Raw genomic sequence first — 12,426 nt, 5'->3', positions numbered from 1 at the left:
TACACAACATGAAAATTATTATAAAAACAAGCCTGGCACTTATAATGCTACTCTCAGTAAGTGGTTGTAAAAAGTTTTTGGTAGAAGAATTAAAATCAGAACTGGCACCAACCAATACTTATACCAGTACTTATGGATTTGAAGTTGGCAGTGCCGGATTGTATGCGCTAACCCGGTCTGAATACAATACTTATGGTGAAGGTGGTGCTTTCATTCACAATGGTGCCTGTCCATACGAAGCTTTACAGGCGGGAACAGATATCGCCGATGTGATTAATAGTGATGCATCGTTATTGCCATTTGCCAATCTTACGCTTGCTTCTTCCGATCGTTTTGTAGGGACTTACTGGAACTGGGCTTACAGCCTGATTTCCTCTGCTAATCTCATGCTGGTTTATGCCGAAAAAATACCAACTGGGATAACCCATCTGATAAAGCCCGTTTTCAGGCTGAAGCACGTTTCTTCCGTGCCTATGCCTACCGGTATCTGATATACCTGTATGGTGATGTACCTTATGTAGAAACCATATTATACGATTTTAAACTCAATTTTACCCGCTCACCAAAGGCTGAAGTGCTGGGGCATATTATTGACGACCTGAAATTCGCAACAGAAAATCTTCCGGCAAATCCAGATCAGGTGAAAGATGGAAAGCTGACTAAGTGGGCTGCTTATCATTTGCTAAGTGAGATGTATCTGCTGAACAAAGAATATGAACCTGCTGCACAGGCCGCTCTCGCAGTGATTAATAGCGGTTATTATAACCTTATGAAAACCCGTTTCGGAGCCGGTAAAGATAAGGCTGGCGATGTATTTAGTGATTTGTTCGTGGAAAATAACCAGAACAGAACAAAAAATGCCAATAAAGAAAGCATCTGGGTACTACAGTTTGAATTTAATACTGTTGGTGGTGGAACAAACTCTGACGACTGGACGCGCAGGGCATGGATTCCAAACTATTCTTCCATTACCGGATTTGTATTGGCTGACACGCTGGGTGGGCGTGGACTGGCGCAGTTAACCCCAATGAAATGGTGGGTTGGCACCACAGGTACTAATGCAACAGGCAACGTACCCGGTATATTTGAAACCGCTGATATTCGTAATTCAAACTATAACATCAAACGCAACTGGTATTATAACAATCCCGGAGAAACATCTTTATATGGTAAAAAAGCAAATATTACCGAGCAAACCTGGTTCTCAACAAAAACTTTGTTTCCTGCCATCACAAAATTTTTCTACGGCCGTGCCGAAAATCTTAGTTTAACAGGCAGTTACAAAGACCGTATGAAATTCCGCCTAGCGGAAACTTATCTATTACTGGCAGAAGCCTACCTGGGGCAGGACAATCCATCGAGAGCAGCCGATGCCGTGAATGAAGTCCGTAAGCGTGCCGGTGTTTCAGTAGTCACTGCCAGTCAGATGACGATAGATTTTCTCCTCGATGAGCGTATTCGTGAATTGGTGGGAGAAGAAACCCGCCGGTTCACGCTGATTCGTACAGGTAAACTGGTTGACCGGGTGAAACGTTATAATGCAGCAATCAAAGATAAAATCATGGATTTTCATAACCTCTGGCCCGTTCCACAGGCAATTATCGATGCCAACAGGGAAGCACCTTTTCCACAAAATCCTGGTTACGGTAAATAATGATGACCCTGCAACTACCTTGAAAATAGCATAACCATTAATTACACTCCATATTCATTTAAGGATGAAAAGAAATAAATATTTATATAAAATAATGCCTTTGGTATTACTGATAATTGGTTTGGTTGCCTGTAAAAAGGGTATTAATGATATCGGAAAAGTTCAGGAACAACTGGCTATTATGCCCTCGGCAGAAAGCATTGTACTTGATGAGAATAACCTGTCCAAAAATATTATCACATTTAACTGGAAGCCTGCCCGGCCACAATCGGATGACCATCTGGTATCTTATACTACTAAGCTGGATGTAGTCGGAAATAATTTTGGCTCTTCTACAGCGATTATGAACTATGAGGATGAAGGGACTTTCAGCAGGAGTTTTACTTCCGAACAATTGCAGAATTGGGCCAGTCAGAAATGGGGAATCCCGAACAATAAGGCGTTTACTTTGGAATTCAGGGTTGTTGCCCAATGGGAAGGAGGCGCCACTTTCGAAGCTCCCGAAGTACGAACAGTACAAATTAAAGTAACACCAATTAAAGCTGTCGTTTTTGATGCAGACAAGATTTTTTTATCAGGAAGTGCTGTGCCTGGTATAAACAAGGTTGAAATGACAAAAACATTCGAAAACCTGAATCAGTACGCTTACTTATTGAACCTTCAGCCTGGTGATTTACAGATTCCGGTAGACTATAAAGGTGCAACCAACTATATCGCTTCTGCTGATGCAAATACAGCTTTACAAGATGGCAGTGCGGTGGCCATAAAAACCAGGGAAACCGCATTTTCATGGAAGATAGAAACCGCCGGACTATACCGGGTAGTGGTAAATATGCAAAAAGCAACTGCCACCATCTATTCGCCCCTGCAGGCCTTAACCCCAAAAGTGGTAAACTGGACAGGCGACGGATCGGTAGCTCAAACCACAACCATTACCGATTTATGGATGCACGGCGCGATCAACAGTTTTGGTACACCACTAAAAATGGAATGCAGGGTGAGTTTAGCCGACCCGCAAATCCTGGTTTACACGGGAGCAAGGGTTGGAAAAACAAAATTCATTGTTTACGGTGGCACAGATAACAATAAAAATCTTGCCTACGCCTTTAGTGCCCCGCTTTCAGCCACTAATACTGCGCAAGACCTTACATTGGTGCAGGGAACAGTAGCTACGCTATCCGGAGGGTCAACAAGTGCACAGCGAAACTCATACTACACCATCCCGTCAGGCACTAATGTGCTGGTACTCGACCTGCGTAATATGACTATTCTCGCAGAAAAAAGATAGATCTCCATCAAAACAGTGAATCATTTATCAATCACATTAAGATTTTAAAAAGATGAAAACATTAAATTATAAATCAATCCTATCGCAAATTGCGATGACCCTGATATGTATCATGGTATTTGCATGTAAAAAAGCGGATCTGAGGAAATTACCAAAGCCGAAGGTACATTGGTTAAACCCAATTATAACAGAAGTACGATGTTCAGAAACCCGTTAAACGGCTGGGTGATGTATGGTTCAGGTTCTGGTTCAGCCAGCTACTGGGACACAGAATATTACGTGCCGGATCTTGGAAAAAAGTAAAAGCGATTGATTATGCTTCCGCTTGCTACATCCGTACCAGTTGGGCCACTTTTAACCCGGCCAACGGCGTTTATGCCTGGAGAGATCCAAGCACCGCAATTTATAAAATGATCAAAGCGGCAAACGATAAAGGTTTGCCCATTGCTTTCCGTTTTGTGGCCGACGGGCAGGATCAGGGCCTTAACACACCGCAGTTTGTGATTGATGCAGGTGCCAGGTATTATCTGGCAGATAGTAAATTTCCGGATCGGAAATCCCCTATCCACAGGATCCGGTTTTTCAGCAATACTATGCCAAATTTATTCAGGCGCTGGCCGAAGATTTTAACGATCCGAAGCGTACATCGTTTATTGATGGTTATGGACTTGGGAAATGGGGTGAGGGGCATGGTGTGATATATGAAGATCCCAATACCGCCACAGTGGCCAATACCGAAAAATATAAAACCGAAGTAATGGACTGGATTACATCTTTATATTCCAGGTATTTCACTAAGGTGCCTTTGATGATGACTTATCATCGTTTAATTGCGGATCCGGCCAGTGGAGGCTCGGTTAATGCCAACAGCACCCGTTTGCTGGAAATGGCAATCAACAAGGGATATAGTCTTCGTCAGGATGCATTCGGAATGACAGATTATTATCAAAGCTGGGAAAAGAATTTTGCAAAAACCTGGAACTTTAAACGTCCTATTATTATGGAAGGTGGCTGGATTACCAGCGGTACACACCGTTACTGGATTGATCCGAGTGGAAAATACAGGGAGGGGCATCCGGAAAGATGTACGCCAGGGCGAGTTTGATTCGTCAGCCGAAGCTTGCGTGAACATGATGGATTTCCGCATTGGGGATATCGAATCCTGGTTCTCAAAAGCTTTCAACCTCACTCAGCGTTTCATCTCTGAAGGTGGATATCGTTTATACCCGGATCAGGTTTACCTGCCCGAAAAAGTGAATAACGGAGCGGAAGCAATGATTACACACCGGTGGAGAAACATGGGATGGGGCTATTTTCCAAACAACATTCCGCAATGGAATTACAAGTATAAAGTAGCCTTTGCACTTTTAGATGGCAATGGAAATGTAAAGAAGATAATTATTGATACCAAAGCCGAACCTTCTGCCTGGCTGAAAAATAGTCCGGCTACCTACGAACTAAAAGCAAACATAGGTGTTCCTGCCGGAAGTTATACCTGGGCGGTAGCAATTGTTGATACTACAAAAGAAAACCAGCCAGGAATAAAACTTGCCGTGAATGGTGATATCACTTCTACAGGATGGCTGAAACTTATGGATGTAGCTGTTCAATAATCGCGGTTTAAAGTGGCTGTATTATAAATATAGAATTGTCAATCCTGAGGGATAATTTATTGGATAAAAATTGATATGAATGACATATAAAGTTTAATTAAGTAATATCCCTCGGGAAATCGTCATTCCCAACCCGATTAGCTATCGGGTTGATTGGGAATTCCACGGAGTACTCATGAAGAGCTTTGAAATAAGGGAATACTTATGAATAATCTTAAAACGTTTGCATTAAGATTAGCTTTGCTGAGCACTTTGTGGTTCCCGCATGCGCGAGATCATCCTATAGCTATCGGATGACAACCGAACCAGTGGATTCTGTCAATGGTAGTGAGCTTTTATTAGGACCTGTTTAAATGTTGTACAGCCTGCTAACCGTTGGCGATCATAGTGCGGGTTTTAAATGAATCCAATCACGATTGATATAAAATCAAATAGAAATCGAAATAAATTTATAGATAAAAAATTTTAATGGTAATTTCAAAACTCAAGACTTTACCTGCTTCTGCCTTTTGACCTTATGGATATCCGGAAAATCTCTTATTTGCTATTTTGTTGTTGTGCATTTCTGCTGCAAAGTGCGGCTGCAATTGATATTTCAAGATATCGGTTCCATGTGATGCCCGAAACATCATATTATGGAGGTATTCAGAGCATCACCAAAGACAGTTTGGGGAGAATCTGGTATACTGGTCCGGATGCTGTTTTTATGTATGATGGGAACAGCTTTTATCAGTTGAATGAATTGGCCTCAAAGAGCAATCCCAAGGTAAAATGGGCTTACGGTTCTCTGGTAACGGATAAAAAGGGTGGACTATTTTTGGCCACCAATCACGGTTTATTGAAGTTTAATTACGGCCAGTTTAATTTTGATTTGATTCTCCCGGGAAAAATCCGTTCGATCTGTGTCCATGACGACGGCAATCTTTACATGCTCTCTGGCGAAAGCCTGTTCATATATGATCGGGAAAAAAGGTTTCTAAAAAAATCAAGCTTCCTACCAGCAAGTATTTCAATAATGTGATCAGCCTGAAGGGAAATGTTTACCTCTCTCAGGAAAATTTACTTTACAGCTTCGATACCGGGGCAGCACGCTTTTCGGTTTTTACCAATCTGGGTCAAACCTCCTTTGTGGTGAACGATGCTGTGGCCTACCAGGGTGATTACTATTTCCTTACTCAGCGTGGAGGCATTTTCGTGACCGATGCTAAAGGTGTAATTAAGAAAAATATCCCAATAGCTGCTCCGGGTAACCAGACCACTATGGCTAAAAAAATCTTTATTGACCAGGTGGGCATGATGTGGGTAGCCACACAGTCGGGGCTGATGCTTTATGATCCGCAAACCCACGTCAGCAAGCTGCTTAAAATGAACCTGAACGATGCGTTTTCGCTGCCAAATAACTCTATATGGACCATTTATGGTGACCCGGATCAGGGCGCCTGGATTGGTACTTATGGAGGTAAAATCGCCTATTGTTCACTTTACGATGCTTATGTCCGATATTTTACACCCAGCCCGGGCGGACTAAACCACCCGGTAGTAAGTGGTTTTCAGGAAGATGATCTGGGCAATGTTTGGATTGCTACAGAGGGCGGTGGGCTCAACTATTGGAACAGGAAGGATGATACTTTTCGCCATTTTACCAAGGCAGAAGCCAACTCCATCAATTCTAACATGGTTAAGCGCTTAAAATTTGATCCAGGGCGAAAAAACTTATTTATTTCTTCTTTCAACGGGGGTATTTCTGCCTATGAAATGGCTACAAAGCGTTTCAGTAACCTTAACATCCTTTTACCCGGAAGCAAACAGCCTTTAACAGTGTATGATTTTGTACGTGATGCGGACGGAACCTGGTGGATGACCGATCCCGATAAAAACTTTTTCCACCGGAAGAAAAGTCAGGCAGCAGAAACGGAGATGGTTAAACTTACCGGCGCTAATGGCCAGGCGCTGGACCTGGAAATTGAGGCAATTTCGTTCGATAAACAGCAGCATCTTCGACTGGTTAGCCATCAGGGCCTGTATATCGCAGATCCAAAAACGCTTAAAGTGCTGCGACATTATGTAATCAAAAATGGCCCTTATTCGGTAAATCACCTTTGCAGCTATTATGAAGCATCAAATGGAGACCTTTGGCTCGGTACTTCGGGAAGAGGTGTCAATATTTTAAAAAAAGACGGACGTTACCTTAATTTTAACAGTACCAATGGTTTTCTTCCTAAAATTGTTTTCGGTATTCTTGAAGACGATGTTTCAGGAAATATTTGGTTTAGCACCAATGAAGGATTATACTTTTTCGATCAGAAAACTCAAAAGTTTGAAAAAGCCAGGTTTTATAAAGCAAACAGTTGTGGTTCTTTTTATTTACGGTCGGCCTATAAAACCAAAAATGGAGAGATGTTGTTTGGAGGTACAAACGGGTTTTTACTTTTTGATCCGCAATACCTCAACAAAAACCTGCAAAAACCAAGGGTGTTTTTTACCAGCTTATTAATCAACAACCAGCAGGTAAGCAATGCCTCCAAAGATTCTCCATTAGTCACAGACATTTCTACGCTAAGCAATCACAATGAGGGAAGGATTTCACTTTCCAGTAAGCAGTCGAATATTGAAATCCGTTTTTCGTCAAATAGCTATTTATCCGCAGATAAAAATCAATTTTCGTATCGCATGGTTGGCTTAAGTGATAAATGGCTTAAAACGAATACCAGTCAACACGCTGTTCAGTTTTTTAATTTGCCAGGTGGAGATTACATTTTTGAAATCAAGGCCTCCAACAATGACGGACTCTGGGGTAACGAAATTTCTAGACTCTATTTTCATGTAAATCCACCGTTTTTCTTATCCTGGTGGGCCTATTCCATTTACACTTTAATTGCACTGGGGCTTTTGTTTTTCATCATGCGGTATTATACCAATAAGAAGGTTTTTAAGGAACGACTGGCTTTGGAAGTGCTGAAAGAACAGAATATGCGGGATTTAAACCAGGCGAGAACAGATTTTTTTACTAATATTTCCCATGACCTCAAAACCCCGCTCACCCTGGTACTCGAACCACTGAAGCAGTTAAAAGAAACTGTCCAGAAAAATGACCATGCAACAGGTTATATGCAATTAATTGAGAAAAATGTTGCCCGCATACAGCGTACGATCAGTCAGTTGCTACGTTTTAGAGAGATCGAAAGTCAGAAAGTGACCCTAAACCCTCAGGTTGGTGATTTTATCAGTTTTGTGCACGATGTTTTCGGTCTTTTTGAGCTCTACGCGAACAAAAAAGAAATAGAAACCAATATCACTTCCCACGAAGACCATTTATTTGTAGCCTTCGATTATGATGTTATTGAAAAGATTTTGACCAATCTTTTCTCGAATGCCTATAAAATATACTTCAAACAAGGGCTATGTAGGGGTAAGGATTTATCAGTCTACGGCCGAAGAGCAGTTGCGGCCAGGTATTGAGCCAGATCACCTTGAACGGGAATACATCTCTGTAGAGGTGTTAAATACCAGTATAGGCTTTTCAGAAGAGCAGATTGCAACATTATTCACCTCCTTTAACCGGTTATCGTCTTACCGCCCTACTTTTGAAGAAAGCTCGGGCCTTGGCCTTGCCATTGTAAAAGAACTGGTTGATGCCATTGAAGGAAAAATCTGGATGGTAAATAAAACCAATAAAGTCTCTTTTACCATGATGCTCCCGCTTAAAAAAGAAGCAGGCTCCGGCGATATGCAGTCGAACGTATACGATTATACCATCTCTGAAATTGACGATATCCTTTTAGAAGCCGAAGAACCCGGCCATTCACTAAAGAATGTCAGGAAATCTACCAGCATTTTATTAATTGATGATGATCCTAACCTAAGAAACTATCTGGAACGCAGGTTATCTGAAAAGTATAATGTATACTTAGCCAGCGATGGCATGGAGGGCATTATTAAGGCTGAAAAAATCTACCCTCAATTAATCATTACTGATCTGGTGATGCCCAATACCAATGGATTTGAGGTATGCAGCCATTTGCGGCAGAACTTTAAAACCAGCCATATTCCTATTGTCATGATTTCGGGCATGGGCGATGTACACCAGAATAAAACTAAAGCGCTGGAACATGGCGCAACGGTTTTTATTGATAAACCTTTTGAAGTAGAATACCTTATTCAGCAGATTGATACCATCTTGAAAAATCAGCAGGAGATGAGGGAAATGTACAGCAAGCGGTTGGTAGTCGATCCTGCTAATGTGACCATTACTTCTATGGATGAGGAATTGCTGATTAAGGCCATGAAGTTTATTGAGCAGAATATGGCCAATCCGAATTACTCTGTCGACGATTTTGTGTCTGATATGAACACTGGAAGAACAATCCTGTACCAAAAGATCAATGATATAGTGGGCATGTCTATCAAAGAATTTATTCTAAACATCAGACTGAAAAGAAGTGCCTACTTGCTTGAACATGCAGATTTAACAGTAGCAGAAGTAGCTTATCAAACCGGGTTTAACAACGCCAAATATTTTAGTGTCTGCTTCAAAAAACAATTTGAAACCAGTCCATCTGAATATAAGAAACGCTATAGTTCAGAGAGTAATACCATTTAAAAACGCATACCGGGCACATAATTTACCGTTAGCAGCTAATAAGCTGGTTTAGTATAATATCTATAAAAGGGGCTATTGAATTATTGAAGCCCTGTAATTAACCAAATAAAACACATGAATCGTTTAAAAATTTTTCTCTTTATTTTATTTACAACCGGGCTTTTGTGTACACTGCCGGGGCAGCAAGTCTTTGCGCAACATCAACTCAAGGGGATGCATCCGCAACAACAGATTGATTTTGTTAAAAAGCAGATCAAAGCCAAAAAAGAGCCTTATCTGTCTGCTTATAAAGCGTTGATAATCAAAGCAGATTCAGCGCTGCAAGTGACACAACATGCAGTTGAAGATTTCAGTATTCCGGGCTTCTATTCAGACAAGGAAACACACCGCAGAACTTCTCTGGCCCTCCAGGTTGATGGTTTTTCAGCTTATAGTTGCGCCTTGGCTTATCAGCTGAGTGGGAAAACAAAATATGCTGATAAAGCAGTTTATTTTCTAAATGCCTGGGCATCCATTAATAAAAAGTATTCTCAATTGGATGGTTCGCTCGTGATGTCATACTCTGGTACCACCTTAATGATCAGCGCCGATTTGCTCAAGGACTATAAAAGATGGCAGCCCAGGGACGTAACGCAGTTTAAATGGTGGACTAAAAATGTATTTCGTGCTGCTGCAAACAGCATCCGGTATCGGAATAATAATTCTGGCGATTGGTCCCGTTTTGCCTCTCTCCTTGCTGATACCTACCTGGAAGACCATGAAGATCTGCAGCAAAACATTAACTTGATTAAAAAGGATCTTTTTGATAAGATTGCTCCAGATGGCCACCTGGTGGAAGAAGTAAAGCGCCAGGGAAAGGGTATTTGGTATACTTATTTTTCTTTGGCACCGCTCACTGCATCCAGCTGGGTAATCTATAACCACACGGGTGCAAACCTTTTTGAAGCCTCGAAGGATGGTGCATCATTTAAAAAGGCGCTTGATTATTTGTTTTACTACAATCAACACCCTAAAGAGTGGAAATTTTTCAAAAATCCGGATACAGGATCTGTCCATACAATAACAGGCTTCTGGCCGGCCAACCTGCTAGAGGCGATGAATGGAATTTACCCTTCGCCGCAATTTGATGACTTTCTTGCTCCATACCGTCCCATTATGTATACCACACATGATTATGCCTGGACATTCCCAACCCTTATGCCTTTACGTTTAAACGGATACCAATAAATTATTCACCATGAAAAAACATTTATTTAAACCATTATTGCTTGGCTGTGCCTTCTGCATCAGTTTATCTGCAAATGCGCAGCAAAAAAACATCCTAAGCCTCCTGCACTCTGTGCCAATGGATACAAATTGGTATGGGCCGAAGAATTTAACAGCAATGGCGCACCCAATCCGGCTAACTGGACTTATGAACTCGGATTTGAACGCAATGAAGAATCTCAATGGTATCAACGGGAAAATGCAAGGTGTGAAAACGGAAAACTAATCCTTGAGGCCAAAAGAGAGAAAAAGGCAAATCCTAACTTTAAGGAGGGAAGCAGCGACTGGAAAAAGAATAGAAGAGAAGCCGATTATACTTCTGCCAGTATCAAAACACAAGGATTGCACAGCTGGCTTTACGGCAGGTTTGTAATGCGCGGCAAAATCGATATCCGCGATGGCATTTGGCCAGCCTGGTGGACACTGGGAACAAAAGGATCCTGGCCTGCAACCGGTGAAATCGATATCATGGAATACTACCGGAAAAAACTCCTCGCCAATATCGCCTTTATGGGTTCGGATAGAAAAGATGCCTGGTTTAGCACAGAGAAAAATATAGATTCCCTGGGTGGTCGGGCATGGGCAGATCAATTTCACATCTGGCGAATGGACTGGGATGAAAACAGCATTGCGCTTTATGTTGACAACCAGCTTTTAAATAAGGTATCATTAGACCGGTTAGTAAACCAGAATGGCACCAATATTAATCCTTTTAAACAACCGCATTATATGCTGCTCGATTTGGCAATAGGGGGTAAACAGGGTGGAGATCCCTCAAAGACTACATTCCCGGCAAGGTTCGAAGTAGATTATATCAGGGTTTATCAAAAATAATCAATTAAGAAATGAAAGATATGAATTTAAAACAACTGCTTCTGATTTTAGTATTTAGCTGTTACAGCGGACTTAGCGCCTTTTCAGGTGAAACACCTGTAAAAAGGGATTCTACTTTAGAAACCACAAACATTTTTAAAACGATGCAGCGGGTTGCAGACTGGCAATTAAATACCTGGAAGAATAAGGGATTTAATCATCGAAAAGCAGATTGGACCAATGGTGCCTGCTACACGGGCATTTTTGCTTTTGGTAACCTGAAGGGCAATGAACATTACCTGAAAACGCTGGTTGATATTGGCGATGAGCTAGGCTGGAATACCGGGCATTTGCGCTTTCATGCAGATGATTATTGCGTAGGACAAACTTATGCACAACTCTACAGTAAGTTCAAAAAGAAAAAGATGATTGCACCTTTTATTTTGCAGGCCGATAGTATCATCAGCCAACCCCATAACGAACCTTTGAACTGGAAAAACAATATCCAAAAAAGAGAGTGGGCCTGGTGTGATGCGCTTTTCATGGGACCTCCTTCTCTGGCATACCTGAGTACCGCTACCAAAAACGAAAAGTACCTGAATACGGCTGTTAAATTGTGGTGGAAGACAACCGAATTTTTATATGATCCTGAGGAGAAGCTGTTTTTTCGGGATGAGAGTTTCTTTAATAAAAGGGAGAAAAACGGGCAAAAAATATTTTGGTCGAGAGGCAATGGATGGGTTTTAGCTGGTCTGGTAAGGGTATTGGAGAATATGCCGAAAAACCACCCAGATAGAAATAAACTGGTTCAGCTTTATAAAGATATGGTATCCAGGGTTGCCGGATTACAGCAGTCAGATGGTAGCTGGCATGCTTCATTATTAGATCCTGCGAGTTTCCCGGTTGAGGAGATGAGCGGTACCGGCTTTTTTTGCTATGCTATTGCCTGGGGTTTAAATCATGGTTTTTTAGAAAAGCAGCAATATCTTCCTGTTGTAGAAAAATCATGGAAAGCCCTGGCTTCTGCTGTTCATGAAGATGGTATGCTGGGGTATGTACAGCCAATTGGTGCAAGTCCGGATGCCGTAAATGCCAGTAGTACCGAGGTTTATGGCGTGGGCGCATTTTTGCTGGCAGGAACTCAATTGTACGAATACCTGAAGAAGCCAAAACAGGCACATTAAAATTATTG

The 12,426-nt window shown here is 41.7% G+C and carries 12 protein-coding genes and 1 pseudogene; all 13 read left to right on the top strand.

Going from position 1 to position 12,426, the window contains the following annotated elements; translation table 11 throughout:
- The first annotated feature begins 8 nt into the window (after positions 1 to 8).
- The 13 genes and pseudogenes from ACQ86H_RS17550 (at position 9) to ACQ86H_RS17490 (ending at position 12,418) form a co-directional block, all read left to right on the top strand.
- Entirely contained in the window at positions 9 to 491 is a 483-nt protein-coding gene (locus ACQ86H_RS17550) for a hypothetical protein (protein WP_431291927.1), read from the top strand.
- Positions 482 to 640: pseudogene (locus tag ACQ86H_RS17545) on the top strand (RagB/SusD family nutrient uptake outer membrane protein); the annotation flags it as partial. The gene ACQ86H_RS17550 and the pseudogene ACQ86H_RS17545, both read left to right, overlap by 10 nt.
- 51 nt (positions 641 to 691) lie before the next feature.
- Positions 692 to 1,654, top strand: coding sequence for a RagB/SusD family nutrient uptake outer membrane protein (locus ACQ86H_RS17540; protein WP_431295425.1), 963 nt, complete (start codon positions 692 to 694; stop codon positions 1,652 to 1,654).
- Between the two features lie 100 nt (positions 1,655 to 1,754).
- The gene (locus ACQ86H_RS17535; protein ID WP_431291926.1) at positions 1,755 to 2,942 is read left to right on the top strand and encodes a SusE domain-containing protein; all 1,188 of its coding nucleotides are present in this window, start codon (positions 1,755 to 1,757) and stop codon (positions 2,940 to 2,942) included.
- A 410-nt stretch (positions 2,943 to 3,352) separates the two neighbouring features.
- Entirely contained in the window at positions 3,353 to 3,640 is a 288-nt protein-coding gene (locus ACQ86H_RS17530) for a hypothetical protein (protein WP_431291925.1), read from the top strand.
- A gap of 26 nt (positions 3,641 to 3,666) precedes the next feature.
- Complete coding sequence (locus ACQ86H_RS17525) at positions 3,667 to 4,047, top strand: hypothetical protein (protein WP_431291924.1); 381 nt, start codon at positions 3,667 to 3,669, stop codon at positions 4,045 to 4,047.
- Complete coding sequence (locus ACQ86H_RS17520; protein ID WP_431291923.1) at positions 3,995 to 4,555, top strand: hypothetical protein; 561 nt, start codon at positions 3,995 to 3,997, stop codon at positions 4,553 to 4,555. The genes ACQ86H_RS17525 and ACQ86H_RS17520 overlap by 53 nt, the downstream gene beginning before the upstream one ends.
- 616 nt (positions 4,556 to 5,171) lie before the next feature.
- Positions 5,172 to 5,576, top strand: a complete 405-nt coding sequence (locus tag ACQ86H_RS17515; RefSeq protein ID WP_431291922.1) for a hypothetical protein — start codon at positions 5,172 to 5,174, stop codon at positions 5,574 to 5,576.
- Positions 5,573 to 8,014 (top strand): ligand-binding sensor domain-containing protein, encoded by a 2,442-nt coding sequence (locus ACQ86H_RS17510; protein WP_431291921.1) that lies wholly within the window; start codon positions 5,573 to 5,575, stop codon positions 8,012 to 8,014. Before ACQ86H_RS17515 ends, ACQ86H_RS17510 begins: the two co-directional genes overlap by 4 nt.
- Positions 7,926 to 9,155, top strand: coding sequence for a hybrid sensor histidine kinase/response regulator transcription factor (locus ACQ86H_RS17505; RefSeq protein ID WP_431291920.1), 1,230 nt, complete (start codon positions 7,926 to 7,928; stop codon positions 9,153 to 9,155). Before ACQ86H_RS17510 ends, ACQ86H_RS17505 begins: the two co-directional genes overlap by 89 nt.
- A 114-nt stretch (positions 9,156 to 9,269) precedes the next feature.
- Positions 9,270 to 10,382, top strand: a complete 1,113-nt coding sequence (locus ACQ86H_RS17500; protein ID WP_431291919.1) for an alginate lyase family protein — start codon at positions 9,270 to 9,272, stop codon at positions 10,380 to 10,382.
- A 129-nt stretch (positions 10,383 to 10,511) separates the two neighbouring features.
- The gene (locus ACQ86H_RS17495; protein WP_431291918.1) at positions 10,512 to 11,255 is read left to right on the top strand and encodes a glycoside hydrolase family 16 protein; all 744 of its coding nucleotides are present in this window, start codon (positions 10,512 to 10,514) and stop codon (positions 11,253 to 11,255) included.
- A gap of 20 nt (positions 11,256 to 11,275) precedes the next feature.
- Entirely contained in the window at positions 11,276 to 12,418 is a 1,143-nt protein-coding gene (locus ACQ86H_RS17490; RefSeq protein WP_431291917.1) for a glycoside hydrolase family 88/105 protein, read from the top strand.
- Positions 12,419 to 12,426: the final 8 nt, after the last annotated feature.

This window comes from Pedobacter sp. P26 (assembly GCF_050632135.1).
GTDB lineage: Bacteria > Bacteroidota > Bacteroidia > Sphingobacteriales > Sphingobacteriaceae > Pedobacter.
Note: the sequence above shows the minus strand (reverse complement) of the source record. Positions and strands in the feature narration are given on the sequence as shown.

Coding starts and splice junctions, on each gene's coding strand:
- ACQ86H_RS17550 (WP_431291927.1), top strand. CDS start 9: ATGAAAATTATTATAAAAACAAGCCTGGCACTTATAATGCTACTCTCA.
- ACQ86H_RS17540 (WP_431295425.1), top strand. CDS start 692: ATGTATCTGCTGAACAAAGAATATGAACCTGCTGCACAGGCCGCTCTC.
- ACQ86H_RS17530 (WP_431291925.1), top strand. CDS start 3,353: ATGATCAAAGCGGCAAACGATAAAGGTTTGCCCATTGCTTTCCGTTTT.
- ACQ86H_RS17515 (WP_431291922.1), top strand. CDS start 5,172: ATGCCCGAAACATCATATTATGGAGGTATTCAGAGCATCACCAAAGAC.
- ACQ86H_RS17505 (WP_431291920.1), top strand. CDS start 7,926: ATGCCTATAAAATATACTTCAAACAAGGGCTATGTAGGGGTAAGGATT.
- ACQ86H_RS17500 (WP_431291919.1), top strand. CDS start 9,270: ATGAATCGTTTAAAAATTTTTCTCTTTATTTTATTTACAACCGGGCTT.
- ACQ86H_RS17490 (WP_431291917.1), top strand. CDS start 11,276: ATGAATTTAAAACAACTGCTTCTGATTTTAGTATTTAGCTGTTACAGC.